The following is a 17,683-nucleotide window of genomic DNA, read 5'->3' as shown; positions in this document are numbered from 1 at the left end:
TACACATTCCCTGCTGGCGCCCGCAGGCGCCATTGCACCCAGTAAAGCTGCCCTGGCTCGAGGCTGCCGGCGTCGAGCTCGCCTGTTTGCGCCTCGATCGCGTCGATCCACTGGTGTCCGGCAACAAATGGTTCAAGCTCGCGCCCTATCTAGAGCAGGCCGCTGCCGCAGGCGCGCAGGGCGTGATCAGCCTCGGCGGCGCACACTCCAATCATTTGCATGCGCTGGCCGCCGCCGGGCAGCGCTTCGGCTTCGCTACCGTCGGTTTGCTGCGCGGTGAGGCGCAACGAACGCCGACCGTCGATGATCTACAGCGCATGGGTATGGAGCTGCACTGGCTGGGTTATGGCGGTTATCGCGCGCGCCATCAGCCGGATTTCTGGGCGCCCTGGCTGGAACGCTACAGTGGTTTTCACGCGATAGGCGAGGGAGGTCTGGGTTTGCAGGGTGCCCGAGGTTGCAGCACGCTGGTGGAGATGGCCGAGATACAGATGAGCACAATCGGCTGGGACGATTTCGATGCCTGGTGGCTGGCCGCCGGGACCGGCACCACCTTGGCCGGAGTGGTGCTGGGGGAGAGGCGACGCACCGTGTTCGGTGCACTGGCCGTGCCGGGGGACCATGGCGTCGCTGCCCAGGTCGCCGCGCTGTTGGAGGCGGCCGGTGAGGCGCAGCGGCATTACCAACTGGTCGATGCCGCGCGCGGCGGTTTTGCCCGGTTCGACGAGCCGCTGCGCCAGTTCATCCTGCACACCGAACGTGCCTGTGATCTGCCGTTGGAGCCGGTGTATACCGGCAAGGCGCTGATGGCGCTGCGCGATTTCTGCGAACGTGGTCAACTTGCGCGCGGCAGTCGGCTGATCTTCATTCATACTGGCGGCTTGCAGGGGCGTCGGGCGCTGATGGGCGCAGACGCCGACTACACTCAGGTCTGACCAGCGGAGCCTGGAACCCACATGAGCGAACCCCTTACCCCCGAACAGCTACGCAGCCTGACGCCGCTCAATGCGCTCTCCGAGCAGCAGTGGCGCGAGCTGCGCAGCCAGCTGGTGCCGCAGCCGCTGTTGGCCGGGCAGTTGCTGTTTCGCCAGGGGGATCAGGCGCGCCTGACCTGCTACCTGCTGGCCGGCGAGCTGCAACTGCAGGATGCCGAGGGGCGTACGCAGAAGGTCCAGGCCGGCAGCGAGGTCAGCTGTCATCCCTTGTCGCCAGGGCTGCCGCGCTCGCATGACGCGCGCGCCCTCACCGATGTCAGCGTGCTGATGATCGACAGTGCCACCCTGGATCGCCTGTTGACCTGGCGTGTGGCGCATCAGGACCTGTTGCTGGCGCTGCAGCAGAGTGGCGCCGATATCGAGTGGCTGGAGCGGCTGCTGGAGAATCCGCTGTTCGCCAAGGTGCCGCCGGCCAACGTGCAGAGCATGCTCGCTCGCCTGCAGCGGGTCGAGCTTGCGGCTGGCAGTCAGGTACTGGAGGAGGGTGCCAGCGGCGATTGCTGTTATTTCCTGGAAAGCGGTCGCGCCGAGGTGATCCGCAGTGCCGGCAGTGACCGTCAGGTGCTGGCGGAACTGGATGTGGGCGCCTGTTTCGGTGAGGAGGCGCTGCTTGCCGATCGACCACGCAATGCCACGGTTACCATGGTCGAGGCCGGCACTGTGCTGCGTCTGGATCGCCAGGATTTCTTCGCCCTGCTCAAGGCGCCCGTGGTGGCCGAGGTTTCGCTTGGCGAGGCAGCCAGGTTGCTGGCACAGGGTGCGCAATGGCTCGACGTACGCCTGCTGGAAGAGTACGAAAAGGCGCATGCGCCCCAGGCCTTGCACATGCCGTTGCAACTGTTGCGCCTGAAGGCGCGTCTGCTGGATCGGTCGCGCACCTATCTGTGCTACTGCGACAGCGGCAAACGCAGCAGCAGCGCGGTGTTTCTCCTCGCTCAGCTGGGTTACAGCGTTTACGCCCTGCGTGAGGGGCTCGATGGCCTGCCGGCAGTACAGCGTGATGCGCTGCTGTGTGAGAGCGGTGCCGGGTATCTGGCGCGCTCCGGGGGGCGTATCGAGCGCAGTCTTTGAGCGGCGCTGGCTTTGGGGCAAGCGTAGCCCGGATGAAATCCGGGGTTTGCAGATGCATACATCCCGGATTGCATAAGGGCTACGAGTGCGTCGGCCACTGGTCGTTGACCAGGAATAGCCGCTCCACTTCCTGCCAATGTCCGGCCTGATCTTCCTCCAGGCGTACTAGTAACTGCGCCTGAGCCTCGGGGCGCAGGATGCTCAGCCATTGCTGGAATATTTCTGCAGACCAGGCCTCGTCAGCCCTCAGCTGCGCCGGTGCCAGCCAGGCCAGCCTGGGCAGCGGTTGCCAGTGAGCATCCGGCCTTGTCGCAGCGAAGCAATCCCAGTCGCGTCGATGCAGCCAGCCGCCCCGACAATGTCCAGGTAATGCGCCGCGCGGCGCCGAGCAACCGTCAGGCCAGGGGTAGAACAGATAGCCGCCGAGCCAGAAGGCCGCGCGAGCCTCGCTTAACTGCAGCTCGTTCAATGCCCCCCGTGCTTCACGTCGTGACGACAGGGGCAGTTGATGGTGTGCCAGATGGCTCAGCTTCAGGTCGAGTCGGTCATGGCTGCCGGGGCCGAGCCAGTCAGCGGCATCACTGCCGCCGGTGCCCAGATAGAACTTCACCGCCAGTTCCAGATGGTGCTCGCCTTCGTCGTCGCGCAGCAGCAGATCCAGCTCGCCCAGAGTCTGACCGCCCTGGCGGATAGGCAGGTTGGCGGCGACCACTTCGACGTCAGGTGCGGCATGCAGGGCGAACTGCCACAGGCGCTCGTAGTACAGGCCGAGGCGGCGTACCGGTTTTTCCGCCAGCCAGCTGTGCAGGGGGCTGGGGTCTCTGTCCTGCTGCGCAAGCCAGTCTGCCAGCCGCTGCGGTTGTCGCGTCCAGCAGCTGGCTTGCAGGGGATGACGTTGGACTTTCGTGGTCTCACCGAGCAAGGGGCAAGAGCGCAGCGCCCAGGCCAGGTCGCGCACAGCAGGGTTGCTCAGGCTGTGCAGCAGGTCGTGCATCATGTCATGGTGGGTCATGAAGCCGAGCATAGCGCAGTAACAGTGCTGGTTTGCTGCGCCCCAGGCCTTTGGCCGATAATCACCCATCGTTTCTTATCTGTCTGGCGGGGTCCCATGGAGCAATTTCGCAATGTCGGCATCATCGGGCGCCTGGGGAGCACGCGGGTTCTGGAAACCGTGCGTCGCCTCAAGCGCTTTCTGATCGACCGTCACCTGCATGTGATTCTCGAGGACACCATCGCCGATGTACTGCCTGGCCATGGCCTGCAGACATCTTCGCGCAAGATGCTCGGCGAGGTTTGCGACCTTGTGATCGTCGTCGGCGGCGATGGCAGCATGCTCGGTGCCGCGCGCGCGTTGGCGCGGCACAAGGTTCCGGTGCTTGGGATCAACCGCGGCAGCCTGGGCTTTCTCACCGACATCCGCCCCGATGAGCTGGAACTGAAGGTGGCACAGGTGCTGGAAGGTCAGTACCTGACCGAGAACCGCTTCCTGCTCGAGGCCGAGGTGCGCCGTCAGGGCGAGGCCATCGGCCAGGGCGATGCGCTCAACGACGTGGTGCTGCACCCCGGCAAGTCGACGCGGATGATCGAGTTCGAGCTGTACATCGATGGCCAGTTCGTCTGCAGCCAGAAGGCCGACGGTCTTATCGTCGCCACGCCTACCGGCTCGACCGCCTACGCGCTGTCTGCCGGCGGGCCGATCATGCATCCCAAGCTCGATGCCATCGTGGTGGTGCCGATGTACCCGCACACCCTGTCCAGCCGGCCCATCGTGGTCGACGGCAACAGCGAACTGAAGGTGGTGGTGTCGCCGGACATGACCATCTACCCACAGGTGTCCTGCGACGGCCAGAACCACTTCACCTGTGCGCCGGGCGACACCCTGCACGTGGCCAAGAAGGCGCAGAAGCTGCGCCTGATCCATCCGCTGGATCACAACTATTACGAGGTCTGCAGAACCAAGCTCGGTTGGGGCAGCCGCCTGGGAGGGCAGGACTGAATGTCCCTCGACCCCCATCGTGGCTATGACCTGATCGGTGATATCCACGGTTGTGCGCGCACCCTCGAACGTCTGCTCGAACGCCTGGGTTACAGCCGGCACAGCGGCGTGTGGCGCCATCCGACGCGCATGGCGATCTTTCTCGGTGACCTGGTCGACCGCGGCCCCGGCATTCGCGAAGCCCTGCACCTGGTGCACGACATGGTGCGCGCCGGCCAGGCCCTTTGCATCATGGGCAACCACGAGTTCAACGCACTGGGCTGGAGCACGCCGGCGCCACCGGGCAGCGGCCGCCAGTACGTGCGCGAACACAGCCCGCGCCATCAGCGCCTGATGCGCGAGACATTGATGCAGTTCGAGGACCATCCGCAGGAGTGGCGCGAATTCCTGCGCTGGTTCTACGAGATGCCGCTGTTTCTCGACGCCGGGCGTTTCCGCGTCGTGCATGCCTGCTGGGACGCCGAGCTGATCGCGCCGCTCAGGGCGCAGTTCCCCGACGGCTGCATCGACGAGCATTTCCTGCAGGCCTCGGCCGTGCCTGGCAGTTTCGCCAACATGGCGCTCGATCGCCTGCTGCGCGGCACCGACATGCGCCTGCCGCATGGCCTGACCCTGACCGGTGGTGACGGCTTCACCCGTTCCTACTTCCGTACCAAGTTCTGGGAAGAGAATCCGCAGACCTACGGCGATATCGTCTTCCAACCCGATGCCCTGCCGGAGCTGGCGGCGCAGACGCCCCTGACCGAGCTACAGAAGGACGAGCTGCTCAGATATGGCGCGCACGAGCCGCTGCTGTTCGTCGGCCACTATTGGCGACGTGGCAAGCCGGCGCCGATTCGAGCGAACCTGGCCTGCCTGGACTACAGCGCGGTAGTCGGCGGCCGTCTGGTGGCTTACCGTCTGGATCAGGAGACGCGTCTGGACGCGGCTAAGTTCGTCTGGGTCGATGTCGATCCACAGGAGGCGCCGCGATGACACCAGTGGAAGTACTGCGCCTGCCGCTGGAGACTGACCTGAGCGGGTTCGTCACCTTGCTGCAGCGCCTGCGTGTGCCGCACCGGGTGGCGGAAGAGGGCGGTCAGCAGGTGCTCTGGGTGCCGGGTGAGGAGCTTGCTGAGCAGGTGCGTGAGCTCTACGCACGCCACCCACAGGGCGACGCGGGCGCGGAGCTGCCGCCCAACCCGGCACCCGTGCGCGAGGGCTTTCTTGCCCAACTGCGGCGCAGCCCGATAACGGCTCTGGTGCTGCTGAGTACCTTCATCGTGTTCGCCGTGACGCTGGCGGGCGAGAATTTTTCCGCTATTCGCTGGCTGAGCTTCGTCGACTTTCGTATCGACGGCGAGCACATCTACCTGACCTATCTGGATGCCACGCTCGATAGCGGCCAGTGGTGGCGCCTGATCACGCCGATGCTGATCCACTTCGGCTGGCTGCATCTGGCGATGAACAGCCTGTGGTACTGGGAGCTGGGCCGGCGCATCGAATTTCGCCAGGGCGCGATTGGATTGCTCGGCCTGACCCTTTTGTTCGGCCTCGCCTCGAATTTCGCCCAATACTGGTGGGCCGGGCCTTCGATGTTCGGTGGCCTGTCCGGCGTGCTCTACGGCCTGCTCGGGCATTGCTGGATCTACCAGCGCCTGGCGCCGAACCCGGCGTATCGCCTGCCGCCCGGCGTGCTGGTGATGATGCTGGCCTGGTTGGCGATCTGTATGACCGGCATCTTCGAGCTGCTGCAATTCGGCGCCATCGCCAATGCCGCGCATGTCGGCGGTCTTCTCACCGGCTGCCTGACCGGGCTGCTTGGCGGTATGCTGGCGCGACGCTGATTTATCTGGCGGGTTGAGCCCGCCCTACGGTTTAACTGGAGAACTCTATGTCGTCCTTTCTCGAAGCCATCGACAACATCACCCCGGAAATCTACGAGAGCCTCAAGCTGGCCGTGGAAATCGGCAAATGGCCCGATGGCCGCAAGCTGACCCAGGAGCAGAAAGAGTTGAGCCTGCAGGCGATGATCGCCTGGGAAATGCAGAACCTGCCGGAAGATCAGCGAACCGGCTACATGGGCCCGCAGGAGTGCCAATCCAAGTCCGAGCCGGTGCCGAACCTGCTGTTCAAGTCCACGGATACCCTGCACTGATGAGCGAGTTGGGACGTGGCTCGCTGAGCAAGATGAAGGCGCACCTGGATGCGCCGGTGCAATACGCCTTCCGCCTTGGCGAGGAAGAGGTGCCGGTCAATCCGCTGGTGGGCAAGCACCTGCGCCTGGAGTATCTCGGCGCCATCCATTGCAGCCATTGCGGGCGCAGAACCAAGACCAGCTTCAGTCAGGGCTACTGCTACCCCTGCATGCAGAAGCTGGCGCAGTGCGACATCTGCATCATGAGCCCGGAGAAATGTCACTACGACGCCGGCACCTGCCGCGAACCGAGCTGGGGTGAGCAGTTCTGCATGACCGACCATGTCGTGTACCTGGCCAACTCCAGCGGCGTGAAGGTGGGCATCACTCGCGCCAGCCAGGTGCCGACGCGCTGGATCGACCAGGGCGCGACCCAGGCCTTGCCGATCCTGCGCGTGGCCACCCGGCAGCAGTCCGGTTTTGTCGAAGACCTGTTGCGTAGTCAGGTGGCGGACAAGACCAACTGGCGCGCGCTGCTAAAGGGCGACGCCGCGCCGGTCGACCTGATCGCGATTCGCGAACAACTGTTCGCCGCCTGCGCAGCGGGCATCACCGAACTGCAGCAACGTTTCGGCCTGCAGGCCGTCCAGCCGCTGAGCGCAGCCGAGGTGCTGGAAATCCGTTACCCCATCGAGGCCTATCCGGCCAAGATCACCAGCTTCAACCTGGACAAGCAGCCCCTGGCCGAGGGTACCCTGCTCGGTATCAAGGGCCAGTACCTGATGTTCGACACCGGCGTGATCAATATCCGCAAGTACACCGCCTATCAGCTGGCCGTCCACGAGATCGCCGCCTGACACCCGATTGCCACCGGCGCCCGGCGCGCCGCAGACGAGAGGCCAAGAGCCATGCGCACCGAACAATCCAAGACCATCTATCTGAAGGACTATCAGGTTCCCGATTACCTGATCGACGAAACCCACCTGACCTTCGAGCTGTTCGAGGATCACAGCCTGGTGCATGCGCAGCTGGTCATGCGGCGCAACCCCGAAGCTGGTGCCGGCCTGCCCAAGCTGGTGCTGGACGGCCAGCAACTGGAGCTGCTGGAGCTCAAGCTCGACGACCATGAGCTGAGCGCTGCCGATTACACCCTGACCGACAGCCACCTGACCCTGCAGCCGACTCAGGAACGCTTCGTGGTCGACAGCAGCGTGCGCATCCACCCCGAAAGCAACACCGCGCTGGAAGGTCTGTACAAGTCCGGCAAGATGTTCTGTACCCAGTGCGAGGCCGAGGGCTTTCGCAAGATCACCTTTTACCTCGACCGCCCGGATGTGATGAGCAAATTCACCACCACGGTCAGCGCCGAGCAGCATGCCTACCCGGTGCTGCTGTCCAACGGCAACCCGATTGCCAGCGGCTCGGAAGAGGGCGGTCGGCACTGGGCCACCTGGGAGGATCCGTTCAAGAAGCCGGCCTACCTGTTCGCCCTGGTCGCAGGTGACCTCTGGTGCGTGGAGGACAGCTTCACCACCATGAGCCAGCGTGAGGTGGCGCTGCGCATCTATGTCGAGCCGGAGAACATCGACAAGGTGCAGCACGCCATGGACAGTCTCAAGCGCTCGATGAAGTGGGACGAGGAGGTCTATGGCCGCGAGTACGATCTGGACATCTTCATGATCGTCGCGGTCAACGACTTCAACATGGGCGCCATGGAGAACAAGGGTCTCAACATCTTCAACTCCAGTTGCGTGCTGGCCAAGGCCGAGACCGCAACCGATGCCGCCCACCAGCGCGTCGAGGCGGTGGTGGCGCACGAGTATTTCCACAACTGGTCGGGCAACCGCGTGACCTGCCGCGACTGGTTCCAGCTGTCGCTCAAGGAAGGCTTCACCGTGTTCCGTGACAGCGAGTTCTCCGCCGACACCCACTCGCGCACGGTCAAGCGCATCGAGGACGTGGCCTACCTGCGCACCCACCAGTTCGCCGAAGACGCCGGCCCCATGGCCCACCCGGTGCGTCCGGATGCGTACATGGAAATCTCCAACTTCTACACCCTGACTATCTACGAGAAGGGTGCCGAAGTGCTGCGCATGATCCACACCCTGCTCGGCGCGGAACTGTTTCGTAAGGGCTCGGACCTGTACTTCGAGCGCCACGACGGCCAGGCCGTGACCTGCGACGATTTCGTCAAGGCCATGGAGGATGCCAGTGGCATCGATCTGACCCAGTTCAAACGCTGGTACACCCAGGCTGGCACGCCGCGCCTGGAGGTCAGCGAGGCTTATGACGCCGCTGCGCAGACCTACAGCCTGACCTTCCGTCAGAGCTGCCCGGCCACGCCGGGGCAGAGCGAGAAGCTGCCGTTCGTGATTCCCGTGGCGCTTGGCCTGCTCGATGCCCAGGGCAGCGAGCTGCCGCTGCGCCTGCAGGGCGAAAGCGCGGCGCAGGGCACCAGCGGCGTGCTGTCGGTCACCGAAGCCGAGCAGACCTTCACCTTCGCAGGCATCGCCGAGAAGCCGCTGCCCTCGCTGCTGCGCGGCTTCAGTGCGCCGGTCAAGCTGCACTTCCCCTATGACCGCGATCAGCTGATGTTCCTCATGCAGCACGACAGCGATGGATTCAATCGTTGGGAAGCGGGCCAGCAACTGTCGGTACAGGTGCTGCAGGAGCTGATCGGCCAGCACCAGCGTGGCGAGGCCCTGGTGCTGGATCAGCGCCTGGTCACTGCCTTGCGCACCCTGCTGGAAGACGAGTCGCTGGATCAGGCCATGGTCGCCGAGATGCTCTCGCTGCCGGGCGAGGCGTATCTGACCGAGATCAGCGAAGTGGCGGATGTCGAAGCCATTCACGCCGCACGCGAGTTCGCCCGCAAGGAGCTGGCCAGCGCGCTGTTCGCCCTGCTGTGGGCGCGCTACCAGGCCAACCGCGAAGTCTCCAAGGTCACGCCTTATGTGGCCGAGGCGGCGCACTTCGCCCGCCGCAGCCTGCAGAACATCGCGCTGTCCTACCTGATGCTCAGCGAGAAAGCTGAGGTGCTGGCGGCTTGCGTCGACCAGTTCGAGAACGCTGACAACATGACCGAGCGCCTGGCCGCGCTGGCCGTGCTGGTCAACTCGCCGTTCCAGGACGAACAGGGCAAGGCCCTGGCCATGTTCGCCGACTTCTTCAAGGACAATCCGCTGGTCATGGATCAGTGGTTCAGCGTGCAGGCCGGCTGCCCGTTGCCGGGCGGGCTGGAGCGCGTGCATGCGCTGATGCAGCACGAAGCCTTCACCCTGAAGAACCCGAACAAGGTGCGTGCATTGATCGGCGCCTTCGCCAACCAGAACCTGATCAACTTTCACCGCGCGGACGGGGCGGGCTACCGCTTCCTCGCCGATCAGGTGATCACCCTCAACGCCCTCAACCCGCAGATCGCCTCGCGCCTGCTGGCGCCGCTGACCCGCTGGCGCAAGTACGGCCCTGCCCGCCAGGCGCTCATGAAGACCGAACTGGAGCGCATTCTCGCCTCCGGCGAGCTGTCCAGCGACGTCTATGAAGTTGTGAGTAAGAGCCTCGCCTAAGACTGCTCCGCTCGACAAGAAGTGTTACCGGTCTTTGGCTGGTAACACTTTTTTGTTACCCGATGAAATATGCATGTGACCCGTTATGCATTGCACTGCTAAGTTCTGGTTTCGCTGCTTGACAGCGAGCTGATCTTTGCGGCTGAGCACTGCCTCAAGAGCGACATAAAGCGTCGGATCGTAGGACAAGATGCGCCAGTTTTTCTGACGCGTTGGTCAGTGGCTGATCAGTCACGAAAAGAAACCGTCCAACAGCTCTTCCAAGCCGGTTTGAGCTGATACACCTGTTTGAATTGGCACCATGGTTGCAGTGCTGAGCGGGATTTGACCGCGGGCGAGCACTCGCTGGTCGTTGGCATATGTCGCAGCAAATAAAAAATAGAAGCCGTCGTCAGCACGGCAATTCGCGACCCGGCTACGGGATCGCCCAAAAGAATGATCTGTCCACGGAGTGAGTCTCGATGGAAATTAAGTCCCGCAAGCCCGTTCTACGTTTTGCCCCGGCCAAGGCCGGCTTTGCGTTCGCTGGCGTTCTGCCGTTGCTGGTCGCCGCCCAGGCTCAGGCGGTAGAGTTCAGCTTCGCCGACAACGAAATCACCGGTTCCCTCGATACTACCGTTTCCTACGGTCAGTTGTGGCGTGTACAGGGTCAGGACAAGACCAACGACGACATCAATACCAACGACGGTAATCGCAACTTCGATACCGGCCTGGTTTCTGAGGTGTTCAAGATCACCTCGGACCTCGAAGCGTCCTACCAGAATTACGGTGTATTCATTCGCGGCACCGCTTTCTATGACACCCAGATCATGGACAAGCGCAACGATTACTATGACGCCAACTCCCCGGCCCAGCCGAGCCAGAGCGCACCGCGCAACAACACTTTCACTCGCGAGACTCGCCATAAGGCTGGCCGCGATGCGCAGATTCTTGATGCCTATGTTTATGGCAACTGGGATGTAGGCAACATGCCGGTGTCCGGTCGTCTGGGTAAGCAGGTGTTCAACTGGGGTGAGGGCCTGTTCTATCGCGGTGGCGTGAATACCACCAACCCGGTCGATGCCGCCAAGTTCCGCCTGCCGGGTTCGGAAGTGAAGGAAGTGCTGGTGCCGGTCGAGGCGCTGAGCTTCAACCTCGGGCTGACCGACAACCTGTCCATGGAAGCGTTCTACCAATGGAACTGGAAGGAAACCGCCATTGACCCGGTCGGTACCTATTTCTCCGAGACTGATTTGTTCGCAGACGGCGGCAATACCGCGTATTCGACCCAGCGTGCCCTGATTCCGCTGGGCGGCCTCTACTCGGGGTTGAGCGCTGCAGGGGTTGGTGGCTTGCAGGGTGGCCGTACCGTCGATGCGAACGGCAATATCAAGGTGGCTAGCGTCGGTCCGGATATCAATGCCAAGAACGATGGTCAATTTGGCGTTGCCTTCCGTTATATCGCCGAAGAGTTGAACTCGACAGAGTTCGGTTTCTACTTCGTCAACTACCATGCCAAAGAACCGACTATCTATGCGGATCTCGGAGCCTATGAAGGGCTTGATCTCGCTGCCATTTCCGCGCAAGCGCAAGGGGCATTGACTCCGCAGGTACAGCAAGCGGTGGCATCTCAGGCTGGCGTGTCGGTCCCAACGTTACAAGCCGTAATTGCGAACCCGGCTCTGAACCCGGCGCTGGCTGCAGCCTATTCGAATGCTCTTACCAGCGCGGTAACCAATGCGACTGGCGGCCTCGCCACCATCGATGTTGCCAACCAGGTTAACGCCCGTCGCGAGTATGTCGAAGACATCCGCATGTATGGCTTCAGTTTCAATACCACTGTCGGCAATGCGTCGGTATTCGGTGAGTTGTCCTACCGTCCTAACCTCCCGGTTGGTATCGCGGCCACCAATGACCTGCTTGGCGATCTGCTGACCCAGGCGCCCCAACTGGCGGGCGGTGGCGTCGTCAATATTGGCGGCCAGCAAGTACAGTTGGGTGATCAGATTCACAACTACACCCGTGTAGAAGCGTTCAATACATCTCTGGGTACGATTTACAACTTCGGCCCGAGCTTTGGCTTCGATTCTCTGTTCGGTGTCGCCGAGCTGGCCTCCGAGCACCTGCGTGGCGACAGCCTCCAGTACAGCTCGCCCACCGGTAACCGGTATTACGCCGGCCGTGGTAACGGCTCCTACATCTCCGGTTACGATCGCGATGACCAGGTCAACAAGAACGCCTACGGCTACACCCTGGTGCTCTCTGGTACCTGGAACGACGTCTATGCCGGTGTGAACCTGTCGCCCTTCGCCGTGTTCAAGCATGACTTCGAAGGCAATTCGCACCAGACCGGCAACTTCATCGAAGGTCGCAAGGCGTACACCGTCGGTATGCGCGCCAGCTACCTGAACAGCCTGGAAGCCGAGATCCAGTACACCGAGTTCTACGGCGCAGGCCAGAACAACGGTGCGCGTGATCGCGACAACATTGGTCTGAACGTCAAGTACTCCTTCTAAGAGGACGTCTACAAATTGCTGCGCTCGGCCATGCTGCGTTGGAACCAGTCTCAAAATGCTCATGTACTGCTCGTACACTCCGCTTTTTCGACTGGTTTCGCCTTGCCTGGCCTTCGCTCGCTGCTTTGTAAACACCCTCTGTACCTATAACCAGAAAAATGCCGGGCGCTCTCGGGCGCCCGGTCAGACTCTTCACGGAGAATTACCCATGCTGAACAAGCACAGGCTGATGGCTGTAGCCGTTGCACTGGCGTTTTCCGCCGGTTCCGCGCTGGCTGGCGTTTCCCCGCAGGAAGCCGCCAAGCTCGGCGATACCCTGACGCCTTTCGGCGCCGAGAAAGCCGGCAATGCCGCCGGCACCATCCCTGCCTGGACCGGTGGCATCACCCAGGCGCCGGCCGGCTACACCCGCTCGGGCCAGCACCACGTCAATCCCTTCCCGGACGACAAACCGCTGTTCACCATCACCGCGGCCAACCTGAGCCAGTACGAGGCCAACCTGACCCCGGGTCAGATCGCCATGTTCAAGGCTTATCCGGAAACCTATCAGATGCCGGTGTACCAGACCCGCCGCTCCGGCTCCGCGCCGCAGTGGGTCTATGACAACACCATCAAGAACGCCACCAGCGCTCAACTGGCCGATGGCGGCAACGGCTTCACCAACGCCTATGGCGGTATCCCGTTCCCGATCCCGCAGAACGGCGTGGAAGCGCTGTGGAACCACATCGCCCGCTATCGCGGCACCTACATCGTGCGTCGCGCCTCGGAAGTGGCGGTGCAACGCAACGGCTCCTACTCGCTGGTCACCTCGCAGCAGGAAGCACTGTTCAAGTACTACCTGCAGAACGGTTCTTTCGCCGATCTGAACAACATCATGTTCTATTACCTGTCGTTCACCACCAGCCCGGCGCGTCTGGCCGGTGGCGCGACCCTGGTTCACGAGACCCTGGATCAGGTCAAGGAGCCACGTCAGGCCTGGGGCTACAACGCCGGCCAGCGCCGTGTGCGTCGTGCGCCGAACCTGGCCTACGACACGCCGATCGCCGCAGCCGATGGCCTGCGTACCGCCGATGACACCGACATGTTCAACGGTGCTCCGGATCGCTACGACTGGAAGCTGGTGGGCAAGAAGGAAATCTACATCCCGTACAACAACTACAAGGTCACCAGCCCTGAGGTTAAGTACAAGGATCTGCTGCAGGTCGGTCACCTGAATCCGGCACTGACCCGTAACGAGCTGCACCGCGTATGGGTGGTCGAGGGCACGCTGAAGTCCGGCGCCCGTCATATCTACTCCAAGCGTACCCTGTTCCTCGACGAGGACAGCTGGCAGGCAGCGGTGGTTGATCAGTACGACGGCCGTGGTGAGCTGTGGCGCGTTTCCATTGCCTACCTGAAAAACTACTACGACCTGCCGACCACCTGGTCCGCGCTCGACGTGTTCCACGACCTGCAGGCGCGTCGTTACCACGTGCAGAACCTGGATAACGAAGAAAGTAACACCATCGACTTCACCCAGGCGGTTCCGGACGACGGTTATTTCAAACCGGCTGCCCTGCGCCGCCGCGGCACTCGATAATAGTCGTGTAGCCTCAGGCGAAGGCCGCTACAGTAGTAGCGGCCTTTTCGTATCAGCTTGGCGAATAGGCTTCTATAACGCGGGTTTTGCCTTAACAAAACATAACGTCGCGCCAATTGTCAGGGCTTTCCGAAGCTCGCTAGGATGGGCGGAATCAGTAGTACCGCCTATAACAAGAAAGGGGGAAGGTATATGAGTGAGCCCGTCATGCGGCGCACCCAGTCCGGTCTGGCGCCCAAGCAGGCGCGCAAATCGGCGCTCCGTGTCCATTCGCCGCTGGCTAAAGCGCTCTCGCTGTGCAGTGTGCTTTCCATTCTGGCTTTCGCTGCCGCACCCTTGCAGGCTGAGACTACGGCTGGAGCCGATGCCATCTACGCTATCGAGTCGCCCAAGGCCGTACACAGCCTGCTGCTCGATGTCGTCAACACCGGCGAGCGCCTGGTCGCCGTGGGCGACCGCGGCCACATCCTCTATTCCAATGATCAGGGGCAAAGCTGGCAGCAGGCCAAGGTGCCGACTCGCCAGATGCTGACCTCCCTGTTCTTCGTCGATGCCCAGCATGGCTGGGTGGTCGGTCACGATGCGCAGATTCTCGCCACCACCGACGGGGGATTGACCTGGACCAAGCAGTTCGAAGATCTGGAGCGCGAAGCGCCGCTGCTGGATATCTGGTTCAAGGATCTTGAAACCGGTTACGCCGTGGGCGCCTATGGCGCGCTGCTGGAAACCACAGACGGCGGCGAGAGCTGGGAAGACGTCAGCGACCGCCTCGACAACGAAGATGCCTATCACCTCAATGCCATCACCGCGGTGAAGGGCGCCGGTCTGTTCATTGTCGGCGAGCTGGGTGGCATGTTCCGCTCGCGCGACTGGGGCGAAACCTGGGAGACCGTCGAAGACAAACCCTACGAGGGCTCGCTGTTCGGCGCGCTGGGCACCGACGAAGCCGGCACGCTGCTGGTCTACGGCCTGCGTGGCCACCTGTTCCGCTCCACCGATTTCGGTGACAGCTGGCAGCAGATCTCCCTCAACACGCCGAACAATGGTCCGCTGGAATTCGGCCTGGCCGATGGCACCCTGCTGCGTGACGGCAGCGTCGCCGTGGTCGGCCACGGCGGTACCGTGCTGCGCAGCACGGATCACGGTCAGAGCTTCAGCCTGATCAATCGGCCCGACCGCCTTTCGCTGGCCGGGGTAACTGCACTGGATAACGGCAATCTGATCCTGGTGGGGCAGGGCGGCGTTCATCTCGCCGCCTCGACCGGCGCCGATCTGGGCCAACAATAACAAGCCGGGAGCCTTTGCATGAGCAAGCACCAACAACAGCCTGCGTCTTTCCTCGAGCGGCTGATTTTCAACAATCGCCCGGCGGTGATCCTGATCTGCCTGCTGATCAGCATCTTCCTGTTCTATCAGGCTGCCCAGGTACGTCCGCAGACCAGCTTCGAGAAGATGATTCCGCTGGGTCACCCCTACATCCAGAAGATGCTCGAGCACCGCAACGACCTGGCCAACCTGGGCAACACGGTGCGCATCTCGGTAGAAGCCACCGATGGCGACATCTTCAGCAAGGAGTACATGGAAACGCTGCGGCAGATCCATGACGAGGCCTTCTACATTCCCGGTGTCGACCGCTCCGGCCTGAAGTCGCTGTGGAGCCCCAGCGTGCGCTGGACCGAAGTGACCGAAGAGGGTTTCGCCGGTGGCGAGGTGATCCCGCAGACCTACGACGGTTCTGCCGACAGCCTCGAAGACCTGCGCAGCAACATCCTCAAATCAGGCCAGATTGGCCGTCTGGTGGCGAACAACTTCAAGTCCAGCATCGTCGACGTGCCGCTGCTGGAGTCCTATCCGGACCCGGAGGATCAGAGCAAGCTGATCAAGCTGGACTATCAGAAGTTCTCCCACGAGCTGGAAGAGAAGATTCGCGACAAGTACGAAGCGCAGAACCCCAACGTCGAGGTACACATCATCGGCTTCGCCAAGAAGGTTGGCGACCTGATCGATGGCCTGGTGGGCGTGGCGCTGTTCTTTGCCGTCGCCATCGGCATCACCTTCGTGCTGCTGCTGTGGTTCACCCACTGCTTCAAGAGCACCCTGGCCGTGGTGATCACCACCCTGATCGCCGTGATCTGGCAGCTCGGCCTGCTGCACACTCTGGGCTTCGGTCTCGATCCCTACTCGATGCTGGTGCCGTTCCTGGTGTTCGCCATCGGTATCTCTCACGGGGTGCAGAAGATCAACGGCATCGCCATGGCCTCGGGCGAGGCGACTGATGCTCTGTCCGCCGCGCGCATGGCCTTCCGTCAGCTGTTCATTCCGGGGTTGGTAGCGCTGCTGTCCGACGCCGTCGGTTTCGTCACCCTGCTGCTGATCGATATCGGGGTGATCCGCGAACTAGCCATCGGCGCCTCGATGGGCGTGGCGGTGATCATCCTGACCAACCTGATCCTGCTGCCGGTTCTGATTTCCTATATCGGCATTGGTAAACGCGCGGTGAAGAAGAGTCGCGAGGAGGCCGCGAAGGATCACCCGGTCTGGCGTGCCATTTCCAACTTCGCCCATCCGATGGTGGCACCGATTTCCGTGGTCATCGCCGTTGTGGCGCTGGCTGGCGGCGTCTGGTACGGGCAGAACCTGAAGATCGGCGACCTCGACCAAGGCGCGCCGGAACTGCACCCGGATTCGCGTTATAACCTGGATAACGATTTCGTCATCCGCAACTACTCGACCAGCTCCGACGTGCTGGTAGTGATGATCAAAACGCCCACCGAAGGCTGCTCCACCTACGAAGCGCTGTCGGCTATGGACGAGCTGATGTGGAAGATGGAGAACACCGAAGGTGTGCAGTCGGCCATCTCCATGGTCACGGTGTCCAAGCAGGTGATCAAGGGCATGAACGAGGGCAACCTGAAATGGGAGACCCTGTCGCGTAACCAGGATGTGTTGAACAACTCCATCGCCCGTGCTGAAGGCCTGTACAACGCAGACTGTTCGGTGGCTCCGGTATTGATCTTCCTCGAGGACCACAAGGCAGAAACCCTGTCGCGCGCCGTTACTGCTGCCGAAGAGTTCGCCGCGCAGCACAACACCGAGGAGCTGCAGGTGGTGCTGGCAGCGGGTAACGCCGGTATCGAAGCGGCCACCAACGAGGTGATCGCGGCCTCCGAGACCACCATGCTGATCGCGGTCTACGCGGCGGTGAGCATCATGTGCCTGCTGACCTTCCGTTCGCTGGCTGCGACCCTGTGCGTGATCCTGCCGCTGGTGCTGACCTCGGTGCTGGGTAACGCGCTGATGGCCTTCATGGGCATTGGTGTGAAGGTCGCCACCCTGCCGGTGATCGCCCTGGGTGTGGGTATCGGTGTCGACTACGGCATCTACATCTACAGCCGTCTGGAGACCTACCTGCGTCAGGGGCTGTCGCTGCAGGACGCCTACTACGAGACGCTCAAGTCCACCGGCAAGGCGGTGCTGTTCACCGGCGTTTGCCTGGCGATCGGCGTGGCGACCTGGATCTTCTCGGCGATCAAGTTCCAGGCCGACATGGGGCTGATGCTGACCTTCATGTTCCTGTGGAACATGATCGGCGCGATCTGGCTGCTGCCGGCTCTGGCCCGCTTCCTGATCAATCCGGAGAAGCTGCGCGCCAAGGGCTGATGCCCGTTGCGTAAGACGAGAACCGCGGCCCTGGCCGCGGTTTTTTGTTTTAAGGCTTTTGCAGTGACGAGACGGTCTCGCTCAAAGGCTGCATGGCCTGCCTGAGCCAACCGGTAGCCCGGATGAAATCCGGGGCTTCGCCGGCAACTATGCCGACAAGGCCAGGGTCAGGCTACGTGAGAGCGTTCACGGCTATCGACCAGGC

13 protein-coding genes are annotated in these 17,683 nt (G+C 62.4%); 12 read left to right on the top strand and 1 reads right to left on the bottom strand.

What is annotated here, in order from left to right; all coding sequences use genetic code 11:
- Window positions 1-32: 32 nt before the first annotated feature.
- Both DXK50_RS06225 and DXK50_RS06220 read left to right on the top strand, forming a co-directional pair.
- Window positions 33-935, top strand: a complete 903-nt coding sequence (locus DXK50_RS06225; protein WP_461818460.1) for a 1-aminocyclopropane-1-carboxylate deaminase/D-cysteine desulfhydrase — start codon at window positions 33-35, stop codon at window positions 933-935.
- A gap of 21 nt (window positions 936-956) precedes the next feature.
- The gene (locus DXK50_RS06220; protein WP_212629706.1) at window positions 957-2,066 is read left to right on the top strand and encodes a cyclic nucleotide-binding domain-containing protein; all 1,110 of its coding nucleotides are present in this window, start codon (window positions 957-959) and stop codon (window positions 2,064-2,066) included.
- A gap of 79 nt (window positions 2,067-2,145) precedes the next feature.
- Here the strand turns inward: DXK50_RS06220 and DXK50_RS06215 are convergent, their stop codons facing one another.
- Window positions 2,146-3,078, bottom strand: coding sequence for a DUF1853 family protein (locus DXK50_RS06215; RefSeq protein ID WP_212629705.1), 933 nt, complete (start codon window positions 3,076-3,078; stop codon window positions 2,146-2,148).
- Window positions 3,079-3,174: 96 nt separating this feature from the next.
- Here DXK50_RS06215 and DXK50_RS06210 point away from each other — a divergent pair, with 96 nt between their 5' ends.
- The 10 genes from DXK50_RS06210 (at window position 3,175) to DXK50_RS06165 (ending at window position 17,478) form a co-directional block, all read left to right on the top strand.
- Window positions 3,175-4,062, top strand: coding sequence for an NAD(+) kinase (locus DXK50_RS06210; RefSeq protein ID WP_013716320.1), 888 nt, complete (start codon window positions 3,175-3,177; stop codon window positions 4,060-4,062).
- Window positions 4,063-5,037 carry a metallophosphoesterase gene (locus DXK50_RS06205; protein WP_212629704.1) on the top strand — a complete coding sequence of 325 codons (975 nt, stop codon included), beginning with the start codon at window positions 4,063-4,065 and terminating at the stop codon, window positions 5,035-5,037. It begins immediately after the preceding gene.
- A complete protein-coding gene (locus DXK50_RS06200; protein WP_212629703.1) occupies window positions 5,034-5,888 on the top strand; it encodes a rhomboid family intramembrane serine protease in 855 nt (284 codons plus the stop codon). The genes DXK50_RS06205 and DXK50_RS06200 overlap by 4 nt, the downstream gene beginning before the upstream one ends.
- A gap of 47 nt (window positions 5,889-5,935) precedes the next feature.
- Complete coding sequence (locus tag DXK50_RS06195; protein WP_161897819.1) at window positions 5,936-6,199, top strand: YeaC family protein; 264 nt, start codon at window positions 5,936-5,938, stop codon at window positions 6,197-6,199.
- Window positions 6,199-7,035, top strand: coding sequence for a DUF2797 domain-containing protein (locus tag DXK50_RS06190; protein ID WP_212629702.1), 837 nt, complete (start codon window positions 6,199-6,201; stop codon window positions 7,033-7,035). The genes DXK50_RS06195 and DXK50_RS06190 overlap by 1 nt, the downstream gene beginning before the upstream one ends.
- A 51-nt stretch (window positions 7,036-7,086) precedes the next feature.
- Window positions 7,087-9,744: an aminopeptidase N gene (gene pepN, locus DXK50_RS06185; protein WP_212629701.1), complete on the top strand. Its 2,658-nt coding sequence runs from the start codon at window positions 7,087-7,089 to the stop codon at window positions 9,742-9,744.
- Between the two features lie 461 nt (window positions 9,745-10,205).
- Complete coding sequence (locus tag DXK50_RS06180; RefSeq protein WP_212629700.1) at window positions 10,206-12,239, top strand: DUF1302 domain-containing protein; 2,034 nt, start codon at window positions 10,206-10,208, stop codon at window positions 12,237-12,239.
- A 208-nt stretch (window positions 12,240-12,447) separates the two neighbouring features.
- The gene (locus tag DXK50_RS06175) at window positions 12,448-13,818 is read left to right on the top strand and encodes a DUF1329 domain-containing protein (RefSeq protein WP_161866935.1); all 1,371 of its coding nucleotides are present in this window, start codon (window positions 12,448-12,450) and stop codon (window positions 13,816-13,818) included.
- 192 nt (window positions 13,819-14,010) lie between these two features.
- Complete coding sequence (locus DXK50_RS06170) at window positions 14,011-15,105, top strand: WD40/YVTN/BNR-like repeat-containing protein (RefSeq protein WP_212629699.1); 1,095 nt, start codon at window positions 14,011-14,013, stop codon at window positions 15,103-15,105.
- Window positions 15,106-15,123: 18 nt separating this feature from the next.
- Window positions 15,124-17,478: an efflux RND transporter permease subunit gene (locus DXK50_RS06165; protein ID WP_161866934.1), complete on the top strand. Its 2,355-nt coding sequence runs from the start codon at window positions 15,124-15,126 to the stop codon at window positions 17,476-17,478.
- The last annotated feature ends 205 nt before the right edge of the window (window positions 17,479-17,683 follow it).

The organism is Pseudomonas sp. KB-10, from assembly GCF_018221585.1.
In the GTDB taxonomy this organism is placed as follows: Bacteria; Pseudomonadota; Gammaproteobacteria; order Pseudomonadales; family Pseudomonadaceae; genus Aquipseudomonas; species Aquipseudomonas yangonensis.
This window is presented reverse-complemented; position numbering and strand designations above follow the sequence as displayed.